General features: G+C 73.2%; 22 protein-coding genes. 7 read left to right on the top strand and 15 right to left on the bottom strand.

The features are described 5' to 3' along the window. The coding region (locus MWU57_RS11025; protein ID WP_246909226.1) for an AMP-binding protein at nucleotides 1-1723 on the top strand (1723 nt) is incomplete at its 5' end. Next, nucleotides 1720-2757 carry an NAD(P)-dependent oxidoreductase gene (locus MWU57_RS11020; protein WP_246909225.1) on the top strand — a complete coding sequence of 346 codons (1038 nt, stop codon included), beginning with the start codon at nucleotides 1720-1722 and terminating at the stop codon, nucleotides 2755-2757. The genes MWU57_RS11025 and MWU57_RS11020, both read left to right, overlap by 4 nt. A gap of 115 nt (nucleotides 2758-2872) precedes the next feature. On the opposite strand, the gene MWU57_RS11015 is transcribed toward MWU57_RS11020, so the two are convergent. Beyond that, on the bottom strand, nucleotides 2873-3283 hold the full coding sequence (locus tag MWU57_RS11015; RefSeq protein ID WP_246909224.1) for a RidA family protein: 411 nt from the start codon (nucleotides 3281-3283) through the stop codon (nucleotides 2873-2875). Nucleotides 3284-3364: 81 nt separating this feature from the next. On the opposite strand from MWU57_RS11015, the gene MWU57_RS11010 reads away from it, so the two are divergent. Further along, nucleotides 3365-3763: a helix-turn-helix domain-containing protein gene (locus MWU57_RS11010; RefSeq protein ID WP_246909223.1), complete on the top strand. Its 399-nt coding sequence runs from the start codon at nucleotides 3365-3367 to the stop codon at nucleotides 3761-3763. 61 nt (nucleotides 3764-3824) lie between these two features. Continuing rightward, nucleotides 3825-4340 (top strand): GNAT family N-acetyltransferase, encoded by a 516-nt coding sequence (locus MWU57_RS11005; RefSeq protein ID WP_246909222.1) that lies wholly within the window; start codon nucleotides 3825-3827, stop codon nucleotides 4338-4340. Nucleotides 4341-4351: 11 nt separating this feature from the next. On the opposite strand, the gene MWU57_RS11000 is transcribed toward MWU57_RS11005, so the two are convergent. Both MWU57_RS11000 and MWU57_RS10995 read right to left on the bottom strand, forming a co-directional pair. Next, nucleotides 4352-5632, bottom strand: a complete 1281-nt coding sequence (locus MWU57_RS11000; protein WP_246909221.1) for an endonuclease/exonuclease/phosphatase family protein — start codon at nucleotides 5630-5632, stop codon at nucleotides 4352-4354. A gap of 135 nt (nucleotides 5633-5767) precedes the next feature. Next, nucleotides 5768-6874 (bottom strand): ScyD/ScyE family protein, encoded by a 1107-nt coding sequence (locus MWU57_RS10995; RefSeq protein WP_246909220.1) that lies wholly within the window; start codon nucleotides 6872-6874, stop codon nucleotides 5768-5770. Here MWU57_RS10995 and MWU57_RS18140 point away from each other — a divergent pair. Beyond that, nucleotides 6873-6998: a hypothetical protein gene (locus MWU57_RS18140; RefSeq protein WP_258176884.1), complete on the top strand. Its 126-nt coding sequence runs from the start codon at nucleotides 6873-6875 to the stop codon at nucleotides 6996-6998. The genes MWU57_RS10995 and MWU57_RS18140 overlap by 2 nt on opposite strands. Nucleotides 6999-7104: 106 nt before the next feature. Here MWU57_RS18140 and MWU57_RS10990 read toward each other — a convergent pair whose 3' ends face one another. The 9 genes from MWU57_RS10990 to MWU57_RS10950 all read right to left on the bottom strand — a co-directional run bounded on the left by MWU57_RS10990 (nucleotide 7105) and on the right by MWU57_RS10950 (nucleotide 17231). Then, nucleotides 7105-7407, bottom strand: a complete 303-nt coding sequence (locus MWU57_RS10990; protein ID WP_246909219.1) for a putative quinol monooxygenase — start codon at nucleotides 7405-7407, stop codon at nucleotides 7105-7107. Between the two features lie 35 nt (nucleotides 7408-7442). Next, nucleotides 7443-8864 (bottom strand): ATP-binding protein, encoded by a 1422-nt coding sequence (locus MWU57_RS10985; protein ID WP_246909218.1) that lies wholly within the window; start codon nucleotides 8862-8864, stop codon nucleotides 7443-7445. Between the two features lie 191 nt (nucleotides 8865-9055). Continuing rightward, entirely contained in the window at nucleotides 9056-10048 is a 993-nt protein-coding gene (locus MWU57_RS10980; protein WP_246909217.1) for an HNH endonuclease, read from the bottom strand. 28 nt (nucleotides 10049-10076) lie between these two features. Further along, complete coding sequence (locus MWU57_RS10975; protein WP_246909216.1) at nucleotides 10077-10319, bottom strand: hypothetical protein; 243 nt, start codon at nucleotides 10317-10319, stop codon at nucleotides 10077-10079. A 108-nt stretch (nucleotides 10320-10427) separates the two neighbouring features. Continuing rightward, nucleotides 10428-11462, bottom strand: a complete 1035-nt coding sequence (locus tag MWU57_RS10970) for a Fic family protein (protein WP_246909214.1) — start codon at nucleotides 11460-11462, stop codon at nucleotides 10428-10430. Nucleotides 11463-11761: 299 nt separating this feature from the next. Beyond that, nucleotides 11762-13045, bottom strand: a complete 1284-nt coding sequence (locus tag MWU57_RS10965) for an ATP-binding protein (protein ID WP_246909212.1) — start codon at nucleotides 13043-13045, stop codon at nucleotides 11762-11764. Nucleotides 13046-13387: 342 nt separating this feature from the next. Next, nucleotides 13388-14764, bottom strand: coding sequence for an NAD(P)-binding protein (locus tag MWU57_RS10960; RefSeq protein ID WP_246909211.1), 1377 nt, complete (start codon nucleotides 14762-14764; stop codon nucleotides 13388-13390). 72 nt (nucleotides 14765-14836) lie between these two features. Beyond that, nucleotides 14837-16711: a DUF3352 domain-containing protein gene (locus MWU57_RS10955; RefSeq protein ID WP_246909210.1), complete on the bottom strand. Its 1875-nt coding sequence runs from the start codon at nucleotides 16709-16711 to the stop codon at nucleotides 14837-14839. A gap of 106 nt (nucleotides 16712-16817) precedes the next feature. After that, nucleotides 16818-17231 carry a YchJ family protein gene (locus MWU57_RS10950; RefSeq protein ID WP_246909209.1) on the bottom strand — a complete coding sequence of 138 codons (414 nt, stop codon included), beginning with the start codon at nucleotides 17229-17231 and terminating at the stop codon, nucleotides 16818-16820. A gap of 113 nt (nucleotides 17232-17344) precedes the next feature. On the opposite strand from MWU57_RS10950, the gene MWU57_RS10945 reads away from it, so the two are divergent. Next, a complete protein-coding gene (locus MWU57_RS10945) occupies nucleotides 17345-18934 on the top strand; it encodes a hypothetical protein (protein ID WP_246909208.1) in 1590 nt (529 codons plus the stop codon). A gap of 10 nt (nucleotides 18935-18944) precedes the next feature. On the opposite strand, the gene MWU57_RS10940 is transcribed toward MWU57_RS10945, so the two are convergent. Next, nucleotides 18945-20171: an MFS transporter gene (locus MWU57_RS10940; protein ID WP_246909207.1), complete on the bottom strand. Its 1227-nt coding sequence runs from the start codon at nucleotides 20169-20171 to the stop codon at nucleotides 18945-18947. 60 nt (nucleotides 20172-20231) lie between these two features. Beyond that, complete coding sequence (locus tag MWU57_RS10935) at nucleotides 20232-20801, bottom strand: GNAT family N-acetyltransferase (RefSeq protein ID WP_246909206.1); 570 nt, start codon at nucleotides 20799-20801, stop codon at nucleotides 20232-20234. A gap of 89 nt (nucleotides 20802-20890) precedes the next feature. Between MWU57_RS10935 and MWU57_RS10930 the strand changes: the two genes are divergently transcribed. Beyond that, nucleotides 20891-22879: a thioredoxin domain-containing protein gene (locus tag MWU57_RS10930; protein WP_246909205.1), complete on the top strand. Its 1989-nt coding sequence runs from the start codon at nucleotides 20891-20893 to the stop codon at nucleotides 22877-22879. Between the two features lie 9 nt (nucleotides 22880-22888). On the opposite strand, the gene MWU57_RS10925 is transcribed toward MWU57_RS10930, so the two are convergent. Further along, on the bottom strand, nucleotides 22889-23635 hold the full coding sequence (locus MWU57_RS10925; RefSeq protein ID WP_246909204.1) for a GH25 family lysozyme: 747 nt from the start codon (nucleotides 23633-23635) through the stop codon (nucleotides 22889-22891). Between the last annotated feature and the right edge of the window lies 1 nt (nucleotide 23636).

Raw genomic sequence — 23636 nt, 5'->3', positions numbered from 1 at the left:
CCGCACCTCCGCTGCTCCGGGGCCGGCCGGCTCGCCGTCGGGTACCGCGTTCCGGCCGATCTGGGCGGGGCTCGACGAGCGCGCCGCCGACGACGCTACGCGCTCCGACCCGGCCGTGCTCGACATGTCGGGCTCCGGCCCGGCCACGGTGACCTGGCGGGCGCTGGACCGGCAGGTGCGACGGATCGCCGCGGGCCTGCACTCGATCGGGGTGCGTCGCGGCGACCGCGTCTCGCTCCTGGTCCGGCCCGGACCGACGCTGACGGCCCTGGTCTACGCGTGCCTGCGCATCGGTGCGGTGGTGGTCGTGGCGGACGCCGGGCTCGGCGTCCGCGGGCTGACCCGCGCCCAGCGCGGCGCGTGGCCGCAGTACCTCATCGGGCAGACGACGGCGCTCGCGGCCGCCCGGGCGTGCGGCTGGCCCGGGGTCCGGATCGCTGCCGACCCGTTGGACGCGGTGCGCCGGCGCGCGCTCGGCGTGGACCACGAGCTGGTCGACGTCGCCCGTGCGGGCGAGGGCGTCGACCTGCCGCCCGAGCCGGGTCCCGACGACGAGGCGGCCGTGCTCTTCACGTCCGGCTCGACCGGGCCGGCCAAGGGCGTCGTCTACACGCACGCCCGGCTCTCCGCGCTGCGGGACGTGCTGGCCGAGCACTTCGGGGTGACGGCCGAGACGGGCCTGGTCACAGGGTTCGCGCCGTTCGCGCTGCTCGGTCCGGCGTTGGGCACGCGGTCGGTCACGCCCGACATGGACGTGTCCGCGCCCCGCACCCTGACCGCCCGGGCGGTGGCGGACGCCGTCCGTGCCTCCGACGCGCGCATGGTGTTCCTGTCCCCGGCGGCGATCCTCCACGTCGTCGACACCGCCGCAGCGTTGGACGCCGCGGACCGGGCCGCCCTCCACCGCGTCGAGACCTTCCTGTCCACGGGGGCGCCGATCAGCGCCGACCTGCTCGGGTCGGCACAGACGCTCATGCCGGGGGCGCAGGCGCACACCCCGTACGGCATGACCGAGTGCCTGCTGGTCACCGACATCACGCTGGACGGCATCCGCGAGGCCGCGTCCGCGCCGGACACCGGCGTGTGCGTCGGCCGGCCGATCGTCGACGCGGCCGCGGGCGGGGTGGCCATCAGCCCGCTGGACGCCGACGGCGCGGCGACCGGGGCGCCGTCGTCGGGCACCGGGGCGGAGGGCGACGAGGTGCACGGCGTGCTGGGCGAGGTGCTCGTGCGTGCCCCGCACCTCAAGGAGCGCTACGACCGGCTGTGGCTCACCGATGCCGCCGCCGAGCGGGACACGCCGCCGGGGCACTGGCACCGCACCGGGGACGTCGGGCACCTGGACGCCGCGGGGCGCCTGTGGATCGAGGGGCGGCTCGCGCACGTGCTGACCACCGTCGAGGGGCCGCTGGCGCCGGTGGGACCGGAGCAGTCGATCGAGCGGGCCGAGCCGGTGCGGCGCGCGGCGGTGGTCGGCGTCGGCCCCGCCGGGGTGCAGCAGGCGGTCGCCGTGGTCGAGCTGGCCGAAGGTGCCCGGCGGCCGGGGCTCGCCCCGCGGGACGTCGACGCGGCGGTGCGGGCGGCGTCGTCGGTGGCGCTCGCGGCGGTGCTCGTGGTGCCGCGGATGCCCACGGACGTGCGGCACAACTCGAAGATCGACCGGGCGCGGCTGGCCCGCTGGGCCGACGGCGTGCTGGCCGGCGGGCGCGTGGGCGCCCCGTGACGGTCCTGGTCACGGGCGCGTCGGGGCTGCTCGGCGGTGCGGTGGCGCGTGTGCTCGTGGCGCGCGGGGAGCAGGTGCGCACGCTGCAGCGCAGCCCGTCGGGCGTGGCGGGGGCCGAGGACGTCGCCGGGTCGGTGACCGACGCCGCGACGGTGGCGCGGGCCGTGGACGGGGCCGACGCCGTCGTGCACCTCGCGGCGAAGGTGTCGCTGGCCGGGGACCCGGCGGAGTTCGAGCGCGTCAACGTGCACGGCACCGAGCTGCTGCTGGACGCCGCCGAGCGGGCCGGCGTGCGGCGGTTCGTGCAGGTGTCCTCGCCGTCGGTGGCGCACGCCGGGGCCTCGCTGGTGGGCGTCGGCGCGGAGCCGGCCGACCCGGCGCGGGCGCGCGGCGAGTACGCGCGGACCAAGGCGGCGTCGGAGGTGCTGGCGCTCTCCCGGGACCGGGGAGCCGGTGCCTCGCGACCAGGGGACGACGGCGGCACCCCGGACGGGCGCGGAGACTTCCGCGTCGTCGCGGTCCGGCCGCACATCGTGTGGGGGCCGGGGGACACCCAGCTCGTGGAGCGGGTCATCGACCGCGCGGCGAGCGGGCGGCTGCCGCTGCTGGGTCACGGGGCGGCGCTCATCGACACCACGTACCTCGACAACGCGGCGGACGGCATCGTGGCGGCGCTCGACCGGCTGGGCGACCGGCCCGAGGCGGTCCGGGGCCGGGCGTACGTGCTGACCAACGGCGAGCCGCGCACGGTGGCCGACCTGCTCGCCGGCATCTGCCGGGCCGGCGGCGTCGAGCCGCCGCGATGGCGCGTGCCCGCCGGCCTGGCGCGGACGGCCGGCGGGCTGATCGAGGCCGTGTGGCGCGTGCGGCCCGATGCCGACGAGCCGCCGATGACGCGGTTCCTCGCCGAGCAGCTGTCCACGGCGCACTGGTTCGACCAGCGGGCCGTGCGGGCCGAGCTCGGGTGGCGCCCCGCGGTGTCGATCGACGAAGGGATGCGGCGGCTGGCCGCGCACTACGGCGGGACATCCTGACCATCCGGACCACGCGAGCGAGGAGGGCCCACCGACGACGAAGAGCGTCGGCGCCCGCCGGCGTGGTACGTCTCCGTCGTGACCCGCAGCGGTGGTCCCGGGGAGCGGAAGACGTTCAGTCGAGGATCGCGGTGGCCTCCACCTCCACGAGGACGTCCGGTGCGAAGAGGGCTTCCACGCCGAGGAGCGAGGCCGGCGGCATGGGCAGGCTCAGGCCGATCTCGTCGGCGACGGACTCGACGCCGGCCATGAAGGCCTCCATCTTCTCCGGTGCCCATGCGGTGACGTAGAAGGTCAGCCGCAGCACGTCGTCGAACGTGGCACCGGCACCGGTGAGCCCGTGCGCCGTGGCGCGCAGCGCGTGCGCGACCTGACCGGCGAGGTCGCCCGGGGCGAGCGGGGTGCCGTCGGCCTGGAGCGCGACCTGCCCGGCGACATGGACGTGCCGGCTACCTGTCCCGACGGCGACGTGGTGATACGGCGTGGGCTGCAGCATGCCGTCGGGGGTCATGAGCTGAACGGACATCGTGGTCTCCTGGGTGAGCGAGCGATTAGGTATACCCTGGATACCAGGTACATCGCAGACACTTCAAGGAGACCAGGTTTCGTGGACGACACCACCCGCACCCCACCCGGCGAGCTGCGCATCGACCCCTCGCACCGGGACGTGCTCGACCAGGTGCTCGACAAGTGGTCCGTCAGCATCCTCGACCAGCTGTGCGAACGGCCGTGCCGGTTCAACGTGCTGCGCCGGGCGATCCCGGGCATCACGCAGAAGTCGCTCACCGCCACGCTGCGACGGCTGGAGCGGAACGGGATCGTCGAGCGGCGCGTCGTCGCGGACCGCCCGGTCGCCGTCGAGTACCGGATCAGCGACCTCGGCAAGACCCTGCGCGAACCGGTCGACGTCGTCCTCGCCTGGGTCACCACCCACCGGGCCCGCATCGAGCGGGCACGCGAGCAGTTCGACGACGCGGCCGAGACTGCCGGGTCCCTCCAGGCGTGAACGCGGGCCACCGCACGGAAAGGACGTGCGCCGTCGGCCTGCCGGACGGCAGGATGCGGGGATGCCGCTGACGCTCCGCCCGCCCCGCCCCGACGATGAGACCGCGCTGCGCCGTCTGCACGTCGAGCTCGCTGCCGACGGCTTCACGTTCTTGCTGGCCGACGGCACGTGGGACGAGGTGCTCGCGCAGGTCCGGCGCGAGTCCGCCGGCACGGACCTGCCGCCCGGCCGGGTGCGGGCCGACTTCCTCGTGGCCGAGGTCGACGGCGAACCCGTGGGTCGCGTCTCCATCCGGTACGCGCTCAACGACTACCTGCGCGAGGTCGGCGGGCACGTCGGCTACGGTGTCGCGCCCGCGCACCGCCGTCGGGGGTACGCCACCGAGATGCTGCGGCAGTCGGTGGCGCTGCTCGCCGACGCCGGCGTGGACCGGGTGCTGGTGACGTGCGACGAGGACAACGCCGGGTCCGCCGCCGTCATCGAGGCGTGCGGCGGCGTGCTGGAGGACGTGCGCGTCGTCGAGGGCGAGGCGCCCAAGCGCCGGTACTGGATCGACGCCCGGGCCGCCGTCGCCTGACGCGCTCGCCGTCAGACCGTGAGGTCGACCCAGACCAGCCGGTGGTCGCTGCTCGGGAACGGGTAGGTGCCGGTCAGCGCGGACAGCGGGTCGTCCTGGGTGGGCCAGAACACCCCGGCGTCCTGGACCCGGAGCCGGTGCCTCGACGGCAGCACGTAGTCGGCGCGCAGGTTGCCGGGCGCGGTGTCGGCGAAGTCAGCGGTGTCGTAGGCCGGGTCGCCGATGTGGGCGTCGTTGGCGCCGCCCTGCAGCGCGGCCGCCTCGACCGCACCGGCCGACGTCGGCAGCGGGTCGACGATGCGCCGGTGGTCCAGGAGCTGGTCGATCGCGACGTCGTACGAGTCACCGTCGTACGGGTCGGCGTTCTGGTCGCCGAGGATCACGAAGGGCGCGCCGGGGTGCAGACCGCCGCGACCGCCGTCGTCGTCCTCGATGTAGCGCGACGCCGTGCCGGGGGTGACGTAGTCCGCCCAGAAGCGGATCTCGTCGTGGTTGCGGCGGCCGTTGCGGTCCTCGGGGCCGTCGAAGGTGGGCGGCGTGGGGTGCGAGGCGAGCACGTGCACCGTCTGGCGCCCGACGCGGATCGGGACGTCCCAGTGCGACTTGCTGGACAGGCGCACCGCGTCGAGCTCCTCGGCGCTGAACCAGTCGGCCGGCTCGGGGGTGGCCGGATCGTCCGGGAGGAGCGCGCCCGGCATGTCCTTCCACAGGAAGTGCTGGAACGTGCGGACGTCGTCCGTGGCGATCGGGTACTTCGAGAGCACGACCATGCCGTACTGACCCTCGAACGCTCCGAAGCCGAAGGCGTCGTCCCCGCCGCCGACCGTGCCGTCGTTGTTGAGGTCGAACCCGCTCGGCACCCCGGTGTTCGACGGCGCGGAGTAGGCGTAGCGGTATTCGACCGGGTTGGCGCCGCCCTGGCCGACCTCGAGGTAGTTCTCGCGGAAGAGGTCGACGGCGGTGCCCGGGGCGTCGAAGTCGAACTCGTTGAGCAGCACCACGTCGGGATTCGCGCGCTGGATGACCTCGGCGACCGTGGCCGCCTGCGCGTCGTCGCCCGTGGCGAGGTCGGCCTGCAGCTCGCCCGCCGTGGCGCGGTTGAGCGACAGGTTGTACGTCGCCACGCGCAGCTCGTCCTTGCCGTGGCCGCCGCCGTGGCCGCCGTGGCCGCCGTTGCCGTCGTGCTGGCCGTGGTGGTCCGGGTGGCCGACGGCTACCGGCGCGAGCGCGGCCGACAGCGCCACCGCGAGGGCGGTGGCGGCGGACAGGGTGGTGCCTCGTCGCATCGTCATGCCGCCACGCTAGCGGCGGCCTGTGACGGCCGCCTCAACCGACGGTGAACAGTGCGTCCCGGGTCCGCGGTGCCGCTCGGTCGGTGCCGCGCGGCCGGTGCCGCTCGGCACCGCGGACCCGGGTGGGGAGGGACGTCAGCGACGCCCGGACAGGGAGTACCGGACGAGCTGACCGTCGGGCGGGCTCGTCTCGTCGGGCGGCAGGACGTTGACGGTGGCGAGCAGGTCGCGACCGTCGAGCTCGACGTCGCCCGGCAGCGGGACGGACACGACCTCGGTGGCGCCGTGCCGGCCGACCTTCGAGATCTCGCCGCCGAACAGCTGGGCCACGTAGACGGTGCCCTTCTTGTCCACGGCGATCCCGGTGGGCGAGAGCAGGTCGTCGGCCACCGTGTGCGCCCGGCCGTTCCACGGCGACACGACGACGACGGAGCCGCGCGCCCCGAGAGAGTCGTCCTCCGGGCCGCCGGGCAGCAGCGACACGTAGAGCAGGCCGAACGGACCGACCTCGACGTCCGTGGGGACGGGTTCGAACCAGTACTTGTGCCCGACGACGCAGCTCGGCAGACCCTGCGCCTCGGCCGCCGCGGCGGTGATGCGTACGGGCTGCGCGGGCAGCACGGCGGCGGTGCGGACCTTGCCGCGGTGGTCGACGGACAGGATCGCGTTGGCGGCGGCGTCGGCCACGTAGGTGGTGCCCCGGTGGGTGGTGGTGGTCGCGTACGGGTGGGACTCCACGATGCCGGTGTACTGGGCGGGGATCTCGGGCGGGACGTCGGCGAGGCACGACTCCGGCACGGTGCGGAAGCCGTACGTGACGCCGCCGTCGGGGTTCTTGGCCGCCTCGTAGGCGCCCACGTCGGCGAGGACCGTCGGTTCGCCGCGGGGGTTGCCGCGCTTGTCGAGGTGCAGCTGCTTGACCGTCTGCGTGGCACCGGTCTCGGCGAAGGTGACGGTGCGGTGGGTGTAGCTGAGCCCGCCGACCTCCGCGCCGTCGTCCGAGGCGTAGAGGACGGAGGCCTCGCCGCGGCGGTCCACCGCGGTGAGCAGGCCGGCGAAGTTCTGGCTGACGAACGTGGTGCCGCGGGGGCCGACGGCGAGGCTCAGCGGGGTGACCAGCCCGGACGCGATCGTCGTCGACGACGGTGGGCGAGGGTCGTGGGACCCGTGTGCCGCCGCCGGGGTGGCGGCGAGGACCAGCGCGGCGACGACGGCCGCGCAGGAGGACAGGGTGCGACGCATGAGCAGACTCCTGGGATGCGCAGGGGTAGGCGCGGCCGGGTGGCTCGCGGGTGCGCTCGACGCGATCCTGCTGCGGGTGCGCGACACGGCCCGAGGGCCGAAGCGTGTGCCGCGTCCGCTGTGACGCGTCACTCCGAGAAGAGTCTGCGCCGGGGGTTCCTGATACGCGCGTGGGGGAGCGGGTGACTTTCGGGCGTGCCCGACGACGGCGTGCGCCGTTGGCGGGCGGCTCAGTCGCGCAGGGGCGAGCCGACCACGGTGAAGTCGAACCCGCCCATCTCCCCGGAGAGCAGCGGCCGTGCTGCGGCGATGGAGGCCTGGACGCTCGCGAGCTGCAGGGAGGCGCGGTGGGCCTCTGCCGACGTCCACAGCTCGGCGACGTAGACGGTGTCGGGGTGGTCGTCGTGGACGCCGACCTCGTAGAGCAGGCAGCCGGCGTCGGCCAGCTCCTGGCTGCGGCCGGTCAGGTGGGCCACGAGCTCGTCGCGCTTCCCGGGGGCGGCACCCAGCGTGCCGACGTTGGCGTAGGTCATGGTGGCGACGGTAGCGGCGGGGTACGACAGTTGCGTCACACGGACGCGGTCCACGCCCCGACCAGGTCTGCGGGCCCGATGGCGGTGACGCCGTCGACGTCGACACCGCTGCGCGAGACGGCGACGAGCGGTGTCTCCTCGGTGGCGCCCGGCAGCTGGTCCCGATGGCGGTGCAGCCGTGCCAGGTCGCGGTGGTCGAAGGCCCTGTGCTCGAGCCACTTCACGGAGCCGACGAAGGTGAGGCTCTTCGCGACGCCGGGCCTGTCCGCTCCCACGAGGTCGATCTCCGGGTCGTTGGTGCGTGTCCAGTAGCCGCCGACGGCGCCGGTGTGCTCGAACAGGCCGGGCCCGACCGAGCGCCACAGGGCTTCGCGGATCACGGGCTCGACGGCGCGCCCTCGCCAGGAGGTCCAGCCGTCGCGGACGCGTTCGAGCAGCTGGTCGCCGCGGCCCCGCTCGATGAGCGGTATCCCGGGGCCGACGAAGTGCAGCCAGAATCGCAGGTACGGGTCGTCGACGCGGTAGCGCGTCTCCTTGCTGGGGCGGGTGGACAGGGGTGTGTCGGCGGCGACGACTCGCCGTGCGATCAAGAGGTCGAGTGCGCGCTTGAGCGAGGCTGTCGGCAGTCCGGAGGCCCGGCCGATCGTGGTGAACGTGCGTTCCCCGTGCCCGACGGCGCGGAGCACGGTGCGTGCCTGCGCCTCGGTGGGGAGTTCCGCTGCCAGGCTCCGCTCGCCGCTCACGAGCAGTGCCGATGTCGCGTCGGTGAGCGCCTCACCGAGGTAGGCCCACAGGTCGGCGCCCGACGGCCAGGCGTCGAGGACCAAGGGGAGTCCCCCGGTGACCAGGTAGGCATCGAGGGCCTCTGCCGGGCCCAGCGAGAGCAGTGCCGCGACGTCGGCGGGGTTGAGCGGGGGGACGAGCATCTCGGTCGCGCGCTGGTAGAAGGGTCGGCCGTACGTGTTGATCTGCTCCATCGTCGCGAGATCCGAACCCACCAGGACGAGGAGCACCGGGAGGCGCGAGAACAGTCGGTCGAAGGCGCGTTGCAGTGCGCCCTCGAACGACGGGTCCGCCCGCACGAGGTAGGGCATCTCGTCGAGGACGACGACGCTCGGCCGGTCGGTCGGGAGCGCTGCTGCCAGCATCTGGAAGGCACTGGTCCAGGTCGCAGGCGGTTCCGAGGGCGTCGCGGCCGAGGCGTCGGGAAGGTCTGACGCCGACAGCTCAGCGGTGAAGTCGGCGAGGTCCGTGGCCGGCGGGCCGCCGGCAGCCGTGAAGAAGAGGCTCGGGACGCCGGCACGGTCGACGAACTCCTCGACGAGTCGCGACTTGCCGACGCGCCGCCGACCCCGGACGAGGACCGCGCGACCTGGTCGGTCGGCGTCCTCGGCCGTGCGGGCGAGGAGCCGGTCGAGGACGTCGAGCTCCGCGGTGCGGCCGACGAAGGAGCGCATGATGACCTCGCTAGACTCTCAGACGTGAGACTTCCAAAGTTGATAGTCTCATATCTGGAAGCCTTGCGCCCGGGCGGGATCAGCCCGCGCGGTCACCGGAGGCCAACGCCTGGACGGCCGCGACCAGAGTGACCGGCGTGGTGGGTGAAGTCGGCCGCATCGCTGCCGCCGGTGGACGCCCAGAACCTCCTTCACGCAGAGGCTGGCGTGTTCTCGAACACTCTGGTGCGATGCCACTCCATATAGGGCGTACCAGGAGGGCGACCATTGCGCGGGGTCGCTACGCGACCTCGGAGCTGCGGTGCAGTGAAGTAGGCACGCGCGGAAGGGTTCGCATCGATCGTGCGTGCCAACCGGTCGGAGACCTGAACGTCCAGATCGTCAGTGACAGTCAGCAACCCGGCGTCAAACGCCGCATCGTGGACCGGGCACGCAGCGAACCCGTTTGAGGCATCGAGCCGCTCACGAGCCTTGGAGTCTCGCCATGGCTTGATGTGGCTGGCGCGGAGAAGGGTTGGACGCACGTCATCGTGCATTGCGAATCCACAGAAGGCGCATTCATGGGACCAGGAATCGAGGACCGAAGTGGCGAACCGATGCTGGCCCACCCTCAGCGAAGCGACGACAAGACGCTCCGTCACGCGTTCCTCGACATCGTCGACCAACCACTCGTGGATCTCGCGCTCGACCACGGACTCCAGCGCGCCGCCCTCAAGCTCATCTTGGCCAAGGAGCTCCAGATCGCGCCCGCCCTCCACGCCCAGGAAGTCGGGAAGCATCGCGCCGTCGATGCCCTCCGCGCGCGCTGCGGCAAGGATGACTCGATAGAGGTCAGCCATCGCACGTTGGTCCGTCCGGAGGACAGATCCGACCAGAAGGTCGTTGCTCGCACCGTGCGAGCGGGACCCGTCCAGATTGTTCATCTTGGCGATGATGCTGGTCGGTGGGCGCTTCACGAGGCGCGCGAGCGATTGGACTGGCTCGGGGGCTCGGTGGGCACTGCTACTCCCGAACCGGGTGTGTTCCACGACGAACATCGCCGCGAGGCAGAGGAGAGTCTCCACCGGCACGAACGGGACCTGACGCTTGCCGGCTGCCGGCCACGCACGCGCGAGAATGCCCTGCCATTGCTGAGCTGCCTGCGCTCGCGTGAGGTCGAAGTAGTCCGCCTGAGTGAATGCCATCGGCGACCTCCGGTTCAGCTCGCGCCACTCATGGCAAGCTCCAGGGCTCCCGGCTTCGGGGTGCCGTCTTTCGAAGGAGCCCCTCGTTGCGAAGCTGCTGGGCGGCCCAGCGGATGTCGTACTGCCAGGTGTAGAAGAGGTTCCCAGCAGCTCGAAGGTCAGACTCGTGGCGTCGCCACACCACCTGGGAGACCTCGACGACCGTACCCCGCCCGTTGAGCTCCTCGAGCGCCTCCAGGACCCATTCCCGAAGGATGTGCTTGTCTGCCATGGGCCCGAGCTTGGCAGCTCGGAGGGGCGCAGGCCACTCGCGTGAATGAGCTCTCGGGGTCGCGACCCACTGCAGTTCAGCTACCTGCGTACAAGTGTGGGCGTCGTTCTACCTCCCGGCCCGCCGCCGCAGCTCCCCGATCAACCACGGATACGGATCCGCCAGCGCTGGTCGGTCGGCCCGGATCTCCGCTCCGAGCTCTCGCAACGCCCCGCTCGCGGTGTAGTAGCGGCCCCGCGTCTGCCCGTGGGCTTCGAGCAGACCCGCCGAGACCAGCCCTCGTAGGTCGCGACTCGCCGTCTGTTCCTCGACCCCGCTCTGCTTTACGTAGGTAGGACGGACGACCCGCAGCCCGCGGACGGCATCGAACAGCGCGTCCGCAACCCGCGCCTGCAGTCCGAACCGCTCGATGAAATCGTCGAGCGCCACCCACGTTCGGTCGGCCTCGTCGAACCGGCGCTGCAGCGTCTGTGCCTGCATGTGGTGGGCGCGGAGGATGAACTTGATCCACAGCCCGGCATCGTTCTGCGGGTTCCAGGCGCCGGCGCCGGTCACGGCCAGGACGCGGTAGTAGTCGTCGGTGTTCTTGCCGAGCCATTCCTCGATGCTGGAAAACGTCGGTTCCAGCACGCGGTCCTGGGCGAGCACCAGCGTCTGCAGCGCGCGTGCCATCCGCCCGTTGCCGTCCTTGAACGGGTGGATCATCACGAGGTTGAGGTGTGCCATGGCGGCGTCGACCAGGGTGTCGGTCCCGTCCGTCCGCAACGAGCCCACCAGCTCGTCAACGAGCTCCGTCACCATTTCGGCCGGCGGTCCTTCGTAGACCGTGACATCGGCCGTGTCGTCGCGGACGTAGATCGATCCGGGGCGGAACCGTCCCGGATCGACCGACAGGGCGTGTTCCATCAGCATGAAGTGCAACGACCGCAAGGTCTGGGAGTCCACGGCGAATCCGGGCTCGGGCGCCATCCTCAGGATGTACGTCATCATCCGGCGGTAGCCCAGGATCTCGGACCAGGTGCGCTGGTCTGCTGTCAGGGGAGGCTCGTCGTCGACAGCGGCCAGAGCGTCCTGGTCCGACACGGTGTAGCCCTCGATGGTGTTGGACCCTTGGATGGCGCGTGCCTGCGTGGTGCGGCGCATACCGCTCGTCCAGCGGCGCGGTGTGCGGAGCATTAAAGCGAGGGAGTCGCGGAGGTCCTGGATCTCGGTGATGACTCCGGTGTCCTCGAGGTCGGTCTCGGGCGTCCGGTAGATGGTGGGCACGATCCGCTCCTCGCGTGACACTATGACTTAATCATAGCGTCACGCCCGCTCCCGATGACGCAATGTTGAAGTCATAGTGTCATCCTGCGCGCGGTCCACCACCCGGCTGGTCCACCTGGGCGGTATCAACGCCTGACGCGCCGCTCCCCGTGCTTCGGTCGCGGTTCGAAGTGGCGTCACGGCCCGAGCAGCGCCGCCGGAACGACGCCGATACCGTCCGACCGGCGGTAGGCATGTGAACCCGTGGTCACCACGACGGCGTCCACCAGGTCGTCGCAGAGCCTGTCCCGCAGCCAGCGCAGGTGCCGGGCGTCGTCGGCGTCCACGGTGGTCGCCAGCTTGACCTCGATCGCCAGAACCTTGCCGTCTGGCCGCTGGATGATGATGTCCACCTCGCGGTCGCCCTTGGCGGTGCGCAGGTGAAACACCTGCGCACGTGCGGCGTCGGCGTAGGTGCGCACGCTGGATGTCACGAGGTTCTCGAACAGCCGGCCGAGGACGGACTTGGTCGCCCCCTTGACCGGAGGCAGGGTCGTGGAGCCTGATTCACCGCGTAGCAGGCGGGCCTCGTCCAGGTGCAGCAGTCGGGTTGCCAGGGCCGTGTCGGTCAGCTGGTGGGTCTCCTTCGAGGCCAGAGCAGGTAGGGCCGGATGTCCGGGCCAGGCAGGTACCGGCTCGAGCAGCCACAGGCTCTCCAGGGCCTCGCGCCACGCGATGGTGGTGTTCTTGGAAGGCTGGGAGTCCTTGGCGAACGCCGCCGCAGAGACGATCTTGGTGTAGTCGGTCTGCGTGCAAGTCGCCGCGGCGTAGGCAGCCAGCCAGGACATCAGGGCGGCGGGCCGACGCACGGTATACCCCTGCTCGGGGAACTCCTTGGTCACGACGTTGTCGAGATAGGCGTCGAGCTCGACCTCCCGCACCGGGGTGGGCAGAGTGCGCAGGTGGGGCAGTCCGGACGCGGTGATCTCCCGCACGTAGTCACGCAGGACCACCTCCGTGGCCCCCGTGAGGTCGGATCCGCCGTCGAGCAGGTCGGCCAAGGACACGGATGGTTCCTGGAGTCTGCGCTCGGCGAGGCTCAGCGGGCGCATGCGCAGCGGCACGATGCGTCCGGCCCCGGAGTGGATCTGCGCGCCCTGGGGGACCGAGGACCCCGCAAGGATGAAGTGTCCGGGCGGGCTGCCAGCGTCCACGGCGCGTTTGACCATGTCCCACACGGCAGGCAATCGCTGCCACTCGTCGACCAGTACCGGGCCGGGCGCGCTGGTCAACACACCGGGGTCGGCGGCGACGATCTCGCGAACCTGGTCATCGGAGAGGTCGTAGACCGTACGGGCCCGTTGGCTCGCGGTGGCGGTCTTGCCCACCGCCTTGGGGCCCTGCAGGGCAAGAGCCCGCAGGTGAGGCTGAAAGTCGTCGAGGAAGCTGTCCACGACGCGCCGCGCGTACTGGCTGCTCACGCCGTCTATGCAACCTTCTCAACCAGTTCTAGTCAACGTTTCTGACGCTTCCTACTGAACTTTTCTTACCCGAGCGACTCGACGCCTCGCCGAGCCGAGGTCACCGTTCGGGTCGGCATCGGCCGCTGACGTGCTTCAACGCCATCGCCAGAGAGCGTAGGTCGGCAGCGCCGGATGCATTCGCCGACGGCGACGGCCTCACGTTCAGTCTGTGGACCAGATGCAGGGACTCGTGCGAGGCGCTCGTACTGCTGCGCGGCCGGCGTCTTGCCAGGTCATCGGCGTTCTCGCCGTTCTGCACGATGATTCTCGCCAATCCGCAGCGATCGCCGGCCACGCACCTCAGGCCCGGCCGAGCCGCACCATCCCCCGCACCCCGGCCTCCGACACCGCCTTGAACCGCGCGATCGCCGCGACCACCTCGTCCCGCTCGCGATCAGCCGCCGTCACCCGCGTGGGGTTCAGCGGCGTCGAGTGCGACCACGCCGCCACGTCCGGCTCGGCCATGTAGGCCGCCGTCGCCAGGGCTCCGGCCGCCTGGATGCCGACCCACTCGGACGGAGTCGAGAACAGCGGGGTGGAGCGACACACTGCGTTGAGCTCCGCATCGCTCCACGCCGGCCGCGTCGCCTCGACGTACCCCACCAGCGCGGCCCCGAAGCACGGGAACCCCGCCCGCACGGGCTGCAGCACCATCCGCCCGGCAGACCAGATGGGCACGGCGGGCCGCTGCCGCAATCCCTGCGCCGCACAGTGCACGACGACGGCGCCCGCCCCGACCCGCACGTCCCCGCGGTCGAGCGACACCAGCCCCGGCGACACCCGCCGCACGTGCCCGAGCCGCACCACGTTCTCCACGGTCCGCAGCAGCTCGAGCTCCCAGCGCGCGAGCGTCGGCACGCGCGCCATGGTCGGCGTGACCCCACGATCAAGACGCAGCATCACGCCGTCGTCCTCGAGCCGCAGGAAGAACTCGTCCACCGAGGCCGCCGCGGCCCCCGCCTCCATCATCGACGCCGCCATCCCCAGGAAGATCGCCGGGTCAGGCTGCACCACGGCCCGGTTGAGCATCCACGGGTCGCGCGGCCGCACCCAGCAGATCGCGTCCGCAGACACCCCGCGCCCGAGCAGCCACACGATGGCATCGGTCGCCGTCTTCCCCGACCCGACCACCACGAACGACTCGGCCGACACGACCGACGGCAGCTCGCCCACCGGCACGCACGTCACGCCGTCGGACACCTCGAAGGGCGGCGGCTCCAGCGCGGGGATGCGCGGCGACAGGTACCGGGCATCGACGACGCGCCGCCGGACGCGCACGTCCCGCTCGGCGCCGGAACCGAGCGCGACCACCCGTCCGTCGTCGGACACGTCATGGCCGCCGAGAAACGTGAACCGGCCGCTGGGCTCGAACCGCTCGCGCCGCACGCGCTCGTAGTAGGCGCAGACCTCGGCGCCCGTGGCGCGCTCGCGCAGGCCGGCCTCCGGGCCGGACGTCTGGATCGCCCCGCCGAACGGCGTGGACGCCACCCCGTAGAACGGCGACGCCTGGTGCAGCCGGACGAACGGGTAGGCGTCCCGCCAGTGGCCGCCGACGTCGTCACGCCGGTCGACGAGCGTGACGTGCGCGTCGCTGTGGTCCAGCACCGCGTCGGTGAACGCCATGCCGGCGGCCCCCGCGCCGATCACGAGGTAGTCGGTCTCCCGGGCCTGCGCCATGAGGCCAGTGTCTCTCAGCGGGCGAGGTCGTGGAACGGCCCCTTCCAGGATCGCTCCACGACCGGGCGACCGTCAGTCGAAGCTGACGCGGAACGTCGCCTTCGCGTACGTGTCGTCGGCGCTGGTGGTCATGCCTGCCGCGCGCAGCGGCTCGAGGTAGCCGAGGGCCGTCGGGTCGGACTCCAGGACGGGACGCAGCACCTCCGTGAGCCGGTCGAGGTCCACGTACAGCACGCTGCTCACGTCCTCAGGACTGACGACGCTGCGGTAGGCGTCGGTGGACCCGAGGCCGCCGTCGCCGGCCAGCTCGTCGGCGTACGCGCCGTTCGTCGCGAACACGAACCCGTCGTCGGCGGGCGACGTGGCCAGCGGGTCCATGTCCGACTCGGTCAGGAGGCTGTCGATCCGGCCGGAGAGGTCCTGCAGGGCGTCGGTGTCGCCGACGGTGCGCAGGCCCGCCGAGACGTCGTCCATGCCTTCGACCGCGTCGAGCGACTCCAGCCCGCGGGAGTCGACGGCGAGCACGACCTGCTCGCCGACGAGCGTCTTGAGGTCGTCGGGCAGGCGGAGGTCGTACTCCTCCTCGAGGAGGGCCACCATGCCGTCGAAGTCCGGCTGGCCGGCCCCGCCCCAGGGGTCGTCCGCGACGGTCGTCGGCTCCTCGGCCGCCGCGCCCGTGCAGGCGTCCATGAAGACGTCGATCATCATCTGCTCGTCGTCCGAGAGGTCGTCGCCGGTGATCCCGAGGCTCTCCTTGGACGCCTCCAGGCAGTACTCCTCCAACGGGTCGACGTCACCGCCGACCGGCCCCGTGGGCGCGGTCCGGCCCGTCGGTGCGGTGACGCCGGCGCCGGTGCTCGACATCAGCGCGCCGCCACCGAGCGACGAGCCCATCGAGTCGTACAGCTCGCGGAACTGCTCCCAGGCGTCGTCGACGGCGTCCGGCGTGGTCGATCCCCCGAGCGCCAGCAGGGTGGTCTCGGGCAGCTCCGTGGTCACCGAGGTGCCGCTCGCCCGGTACGGCGCGACGACGGCCTCGTCCCCGGCGGAGAGGGTCTCGAGCTCGATCCCGTCCGGGTTGACGCGCAGGGCGCCGGCCGCGGTGGTGAGGGCTTCGAGGTTCTTCAGGTCGTTCTCGGGCAGCGCGCCGTCGGTCAGCTCCGGGATCGCGGCGAGCGACCAGTCGAGGGCGGCCTCGGCGTCGGCCCAGAAGGACACGAGCCCCGGGTCGCCGAGCGCTGCCATGTCCGCGGCGAAGGTCGCGTCGTCCGCGAGCGAGCCCTGCTCGGTGTCGGCCACGACGTCGGCGGCGGGCGCGCCGTCGGTGACGATCGCGTACCCCTCGGTGAAGGCGACCTGGTCGGCGCCGATCGTCTCGCCGCATCCCAGGCCGGACTCGAGCGCGGGCCGCGCGGCGTCCTCGTCGGTCACGGCCAGCACCCACACGGGCTGCGGCTCGCCGTCGGCGCCCGGGACGGCGGCGAGCGCGCCGCGGTCCCCGATCCACGGGGCGATGTCGGCGTCGTAGTCGAGGTCGCACTCACCGCTCGCGGTGACCGCCTCGGCGATGACCTGCTTGAGGTCGGAGTCCTCGTCGATCTCGACGCCCAGGTCCGCGGAGAGATCCGGCAGCCGGTCGGCGAGGCGCAGCAGGTTGATCTTCTGCTCGGCGGACGGGTCGAGGTCGACGCGCACGTACCCGATGGTGGACGCCGGCAGCGCCGCCTCGGGCTGAGCGCCACCGCCGTCCAGCATGGCGTAGGCGGCAGCGCCGGCGCCGCCGAGCACGAGGAGCCCGGCGGCGATCGAGCCGCCGATCACGAGGCCCTTGCGCGAGCGCCGCACGGGCGCCGCGGCTGCGGCCTCGGCGTGCGCCGCGGGCTCAGCGGTCCCGTCGGTCGGCGGTTCGGCGGGCGTGCCGGGGTACGGCGGCGGGTGGTCGGTCACGGATTTGTCCCCTTGGTGGTGGTTGGTGGCGGGATGCTGACCGTACCGAGCCGCCGACCAGGGCGGAAGGGGCGTCCACGGGCAGAACTACCCACCGCCCGTCATTTCACCCCGCGACGTCCCCGTCCACGTAGAACCACCGGCCGCCCTCGCGGACGAACCGGCTCACCTCGTGCAGCCGCCCGCGCCCGGCACCCGCACCCGCACCCGCACCCACCGCCGACCGGAACGTCGCGACGAACTCCACCTCGCCGTCGTCGTCGAACGGGCCGCCGCCGCGCGTGGCCAGGACGTCGAGCCGGCGCCACTGCTGGTCCGGGTCCAACGTGAGCGACGACGGCCGCGTCGTCGGGTGCCACGTCCGCAGAAGGTACGCCGCGTCGCCGACGGCGAAGGCCGCGTACCGCGACCGCATCAGCGCCTCGGCGGTGCCGGCCGCCCGTGCGCCGGCGTGCAGCGGCCCGCAGCACTCGCCGTACGGCAGGCCGGTCAGGCAGGGGCAGCGCGCGGCGTCGTCCATGGCGACCATGATGCCGCAGCGCCGTTGTTCACCTGGGTGAACTCGTCGCCGGTGCGGTCCGCGACCCCCGTGGTGCAGTAGACCTGGGAGCAGTTCCGTCGACGGGGGGCTCCATGGTCCGGGTGCGTGCGCAGGTCGAGGGCCGCGAGCGCACCGTCCCGCTGCTGTGGTGGGGGGACGAGTCCCGCATGCCGGCCGAGGGCGTGGCGGGCGTGCTCGCCCGCGAGGTACACCCGGAGGACGCCGCGGGGATGCTTGCGGAACTCCTCGGCCAGGTCCGGGGAGAGCCGCCGGCCCGCGCACTGACCGAGCGGCTCCTCCGGGAGGCGGCCGACTCGCACGTCGTGCTGGGGGAGAGCCCGGAGACCTGGAGCCCGCTCGGTTCCACGGAGCTGCCGTCCCGCGGCGCGCTCCAGCCGATCCAGGACGTCCTGCACCGCACGGGGGACCTGTGGTTCGACGCGGAGTCCCACGACGGCTGGCTGTGGACCCGCCTGCTCGACACGGAGACCACCCGCAGCGGTGTGACGATCTATGCCCCCGACGCGTTCGTCGCGGTGCTGCCGCCCGGGACCACCGGCGTCACCCTGGACCTCACGGAGGACGCCGACCCCGACGGCCCGTTCGTCCAGGAGGCGGTCGAGGTGGCGATGAGACGCGGGTGGGACGGCCCCTGGGTGGACGACGGCGACGTCGCCGTCGACTGGCGCGCCTATGTGGGCGCCGGCACGTCGGTGACCGACGGTGATGCGACCGTCCACCCCGGCGACGCGCGCGTGGACGTGCCGCTGTCCGTCGGGGGCCGGGCCGGCTACCTGGTGGGCCGTCTGCTGCGGCGGAGGTCGGGCAGCACCTTCACCGGTTCGCGGGACCCGAGCCGCAGCGCCCGCCTGGCGCGGCACCACCGGGCGCTGCCGCACGTCGCGGCGGCGGCGCCCGAGCTCGCCGACGCCGGTCCCCACGACCGGGCCGTCGTCGTCGTGCACGGCACGATGAGCTGCGCGATCCCGTTGGCGGAGACCGTGCTCGACGTCGTGGGCGCCGCGGGGGCCGACGTGCCCGTGCTGCGGTTCGAGCACGACACCTGGCTGCCGATCTGGGAGAGCGTGGACGAGCTGGTCGCCGGGGTGCGAGCGCTCGGGGCGGCGTCCGTGCTCCTGGTCGGGCACTCCCGCGGCGGCCTCGTCGCGCGGGACGCCGGGATCCTGCTGGCCGCCGACGGCGTCACGGTGCGCACGCTCACCCTCGGCGCACCGTTCGGCGGCACCCCGGTCATCGACGTGACGGAGCGTGGCCGCCGCGGGCTGGCCGCCGGTCTCGCCGCCCTGCGGTCGACGGCGGGTCCGGTCGTCGACGTCCTCACGCGGGCGGTGCTGCGCGAGCTGCGGTTCCAGCTGCCGGAGGGGATCCGTGACATGCACGCCCGGTCGAGCTGTCTCGGGCGGTTGCGCGCGACGCCGGGGCCGCCCTTCGTGGCCGCGGCCGGGTCGGTGGCTCCGGACGGCGTCGGCGGCGACTCGTGGGGTGCGTTCCCGGGGTTCTTCCGTGGCCTCTTCGACGGGGCGAACGACCGTGTGGTCGCCGTCGCCTCGGCGACCGCCGGCCGGGACGTCACCGCGCTCCACGTCCGCTGCGACCACTCGTCGTACGCGCGCGAGCCCGCCGTGCGCGCCGAGATCGCCGCTCTGCTCGCCGGCCTGTGAGCGGCGGCGGTCACGCGGAGAGGTCCTCCGCGACGACCTCGTCGACGGCCCGCCGTGCCACCGAGTCGAGCGGTGCGCACATCCGCTCCTCGACCAGCGCGACGGCGAGCGCCAGCAGCACCAACCCCGCGCTCACCAGCGGCACGGCCCGTACGCCGACCATCGACACCAGCAGCGCGCCGAGACCCGAGCCGGCCGCGATCCCCAGGTTGAACAGCGACGACGAGATCGCCTGCCCCATGTTGGTCCCGCGCGGCGCGACCAGCAGCACGCGGTGGGACAGCACGGGCGGCACGGTGGAGAACGCGAACCCGAAGAGGGCCAGGCACGCCACGGCACCGACCGGCGACTCACCCACGGCCCAGAGGCCCACCAGCGCGACGGCCAGCACGGTGGCCCCGACGAGGTAGGCGCCCACGGGGCGCTTGTCGAGGAACCGGCCGACGACGACGGCGCCCACCACGCCCGCACCGCCCTGCAGCAGGAGCAGGGCCGGGATGTCGGACTGCGTGTAGCCCGCGACGTCCTGCAGGTACTGGGTGACGAACGTGATCACGCCGAACGCGCCGGTGACCACCAGCACCGTGGTGACCATGAGGAACCCGAACCGCCGTCCCGACGGGAACGGCGCCTCGCTCGCCCCGCCGGCCGACGGCGCCACCGACGGGAAGAGCGCGATGACGATGACGGTGATGATCGTGGACAGCACCGCGACGGCGACGAACGTGACCCGCCACGAGGTGAGCTCGCCGAGCCAGGTCCCCGCCGGCACGCCCAGCACGGGGGCGAGCGAGTTGCCGATCGCGAGCCGGGCCATCGCCTTGCCGCGCTGTCCCGGCGGGAACAGCCCGGCGGTGGCGGGCACCACGGCGACCCAGAACAGCGCCTGGGCGAGCGCGGTCACCACGCGGGCGATCATGAGCTGCTCGTACGACGGCGTCAGCGCGGCCCACAGCGTGGCGACGGCGGCGACGCCGGCGCAGGCGGAGAGCACCCACCGGCGGGGGATGCTCCGGGTGACGTGCGCGAGCGGCACGGAGCTCACCAGCACCACGAGGGCGTAGGCGGTGACCAGCAGGCCGATCTGGGAGGTCGGCCGGTCGAGGTCCGGCGCCATGAGGGTGAGCAGGCCCGAGGGCAGTGACTCCACGGTCACGAAGAGGAACGTCGAGGCAGCCAGCGCGACCAGGATGATCGTGGCGCGGCGGGAGTCGACGGCAGGGCCGACGGTATTCATCGAAACGATTCTATGCGTGCCGAGCGGGGGTGTCCCGCCCTTGTGCGACGACCAGACGGCTCAGGGCCGCTGCCACTCGCGGGCGAGCATCCCGTAGACGAGGGTGTCGGTCCACTCGCCCTTGGACCACCAGTCGGCGCGGAGCTTGCCCTCGCGCACCATCCCGACCCGTTCGCAGAGCCGCGCGGACGCCTCGTTGCGGGCGTCGAGCTGGGCGACCACCCGGTGCATCCGGTAGCGGTCGAACGCGATGCCGAGCAGCGAGCGCAGCGCCTCGGTCGCGAACCCGCGCCCGCCGTGCTCCGGGTGGAACGCCCACCCCACCTCGCCGCGGGAGACGGTGTCTCCGGTGGTCCACAGGGAGATGTCACCCACGACCACCCCCTCGTGCTCGACGACGAGCGCCAGCGCGGACGCCGGCCCGTCGACGCCGGTACGCAGCTTGCGCAGCGCGAGCTGGGTCTCGGCGACCTCGCGCGTCCACGGCTCCTCCAGCAGGAACCGGGCGACCTCCGGGTCGGCGTAGTAGTCGAGCAGCGCGTCGATGTCGTCGTCCCGATAGGTGCGCAGCACGAGCCGGCTCGTCCTGACGGGCAGGAGAGCTGGCGGCGGCGGGGTCACCTCGGTCACGGTGACGAACCCTAACCCGAGCCGGCCCCGATCACCCTGCGGGAGCGCCACGGCACCGGGCGCTGCACGGCAGCACGTAGCGTGGTGACATGGCCGATCGCCTGCGCACCGCCACCAGCCCGTACCTGCGCCAGCACGCGGACAACCCCGTCGACTGGTGGCAGTGGGGAGAGGACGCGTTCGCCGAGGCGCGGCGCCGCGACGTCCCGGTGCTGCTCTCCGTCGGGTACGCCGCCTGCCACTGGTGCCACGTCATGGCCCACGAGTCCTTCGAGGACGACGGCGTCGCACAGGTGATCAACGACGCGTTCGTGCCGGTCAAGGTGGACCGGGAGGAGCGCCCCGACGTCGACTCCGTCTACATGACCGCCACCCAGGCCATGACCGGGCAGGGCGGCTGGCCCATGACGGCGTTCCTCACCCCGGACGGCGAGGCGTTCCACTGCGGCACCTACTTCCCCCGCGAGCACTTCCTCGGGGTGCTCGGCGCGGTCCGCGACGCCTGGGCCGACCGGCGTGACGCCGTCGTGCAGCACGGCGCCGCCGTGACCGAGGCGATCGCGCGGACGGCAGGCCCGCTGCCCGGAGCGCCGCTCGACGACGCGGCGCTCGCCGGCGCGGTCTCCGCCGTCGCGCGTGACGCGGACCGGGTCCACGGCGGGTTCGGCGGGGCGCCGAAGTTCCCGCCCTCGATGACGCTCGAGCACCTGCTGCGCCACCACGCCCGCACGGGCGACGCCGCCGCCCTGGCCCTGGTCGAGCGGACGTGCGAGGCCATGGCGCGCGGCGGGATCTACGACCAGCTCGGCGGCGGGTTCGCGCGCTACTCCGTGGACGCGCGCTGGGTGGTGCCGCACTTCGAGAAGATGCTCTACGACAACGCGCAGCTCCTGCGCGTCTACGCCCACCTGTGGCGGGCGACCGGCTCGCCGCTCGCCGAGCGCGTCGCCCGCGAGACCGCGGAGTTCCTCCTGCGGGACCTGCGCACCGCCGAGGGCGGCTTCGCCTCGGCACTCGACGCCGACACGGTCGTGGACGGTCACGCCGTTGAGGGTCTCACCTACGCCTGGACGCCCGCGCAGCTGCGCGACGTGCTCGGGGACGACGACGGCACGCGGGCTGCGGAGGTTCACGCGGTCACGGAGGCGGGCACCTTCGAGGGCGGGGCGTCGACCCTGCAGCTGCCCGAGGACCCGGATCCCGCCTGGTGGGCGGACGTGCGCGCCCGGCTGCTGGCCGCCCGTGACGAGCGCCCGCAGCCCGCCCGCGACGACAAGGTCGTCACCGCCTGGAACGGCCTCGCGGTCGCGGCGCTGGCCGACGCCGGAGCGCTGCTCGAGCAGGACGCCTGGGTGGGCGCGGCCCGGGAGTGCGCGGAGCTGCTGCTCGACCGCCACGTCGTCGACGGTCGGCTGCGGCGCGCCTCCCGTGACGGGGTGGTCGGGGCGCCCGCCGGGGTGGCGGCCGACCACGGCGACCTGGCCGAGGGGCTGCTGGCTCTGCACCAGGCGACCGGCGAGGCACGTTGGCTCGACGCCGCCGGCGAGGTGCTCGACGTGGCGCTGGACCACTTCAGCGATCCGCACGGAGGCGGCTTCTACGACGTGGCCGACGACGCCGAGCGGCTCGTGGTGCGCCCGCGCGACCCGAGCGACGGCCCGGAGCCGTCGGGTCAGTCGGCGCTCGCGGCCGCCCTGGTCACGTACGCCGCGCTCACCCGGTCGCCGCGGCACCGCGCTGCCGCCGAGGCAGCCGTCGCCGCGTCCGGGGCGCTCGCCCGCCAGGCGCCGCGGTTCGCCGGCTGGGCGCTCGCCGCCGCCGAGGCCCTCGCGGCCGGGCCGCTGCAGGTCGCCGTGGTGGGCACCGGCCCCGGAGCGGCCGACCTCGCGCGGACCGCGCGCCGCACGCCCGCCGCCGGTGCCGTCGTCGTGCACGGACCGCCCGACGCCGACGGCGTGCCGCTCCTGGCGGACCGGCCCCTCGTGGCCGGCGACCCGGCCGCCTACGTGTGCCGCGGGTTCGTCTGCGACCGGCCCGTGACGACGACGGCGGAGCTGGCGGCCGCGCTCGCCCGCTGAGCCGGGGCCTCAGAGGGCCAGGGCGCGCAGGTCCTCCAGGGAGCCGTCGAACACGTTCATGTCGATGTGCGTCTCCTCGCCGGCGTACCCGTCGAGCACGTCGCGGTCGGAGTACTGCCAGAACTCCCAGTCGCGGCGCGGCACCTCTGGGGTGAGCGCCACCGAGCGGATCCACAACGGGTAGCGGTCGTACTCCGCACCGAGGTAGACCTCCCGCACCTCCTGGGTCGTGTAGATGATGGGCGGCGCACCGTAGTGCTCCTCGAGCGCGTCGAGCATCGGGTCGAGGATGCCGCGCAGCTCGGTCACCGACGGCGGGTCCGCCGCGAAGTCGCCGTAGTACTCGACGTCGACGACGGGAGGCAGCGTGCCCGGGGCCGCCGGCACCTGCTCGATCAGGTGCGCCGCCTGGCCCGCGCCCGGGCTCTCGAAGCTGAGGAAGTGGTAGGCGCCCACCAACAGGTCCGTCTCCTGCGCGCCCGCCCAGTTCGCGGCGAACCGCTCGTCGACGTGGCTCGACCCCTCGGTCGCCTTGATGAACGCGAAGTCGAGGTCCTGCTCCGCCAGCACGGGCCAGTCGATCTCGCCCTGGTAGGCGGAGACGTCGACGCCGCGCACGTCGTAGTCGTCCGCGGCGAGCCGGTTCGGCCACAGGACGCCCTCCCAGACCAGGGCGGCCGCGACGGCGACCACCAGCACACCCGCCGCCAGCGCACCCAGGGCCCACCACCGACGTCGTCCGCTGTGCTCGCTCACC

Origin of the sequence: Isoptericola sp. S6320L (assembly GCF_023015685.1) — a bacterium.
In the GTDB taxonomy this organism is placed as follows: domain Bacteria; phylum Actinomycetota; class Actinomycetes; order Actinomycetales; family Cellulomonadaceae; genus Isoptericola; species Isoptericola halotolerans_A.
Note: the sequence above shows the minus strand (reverse complement) of the source record. Positions and strands in the feature narration are given on the sequence as shown.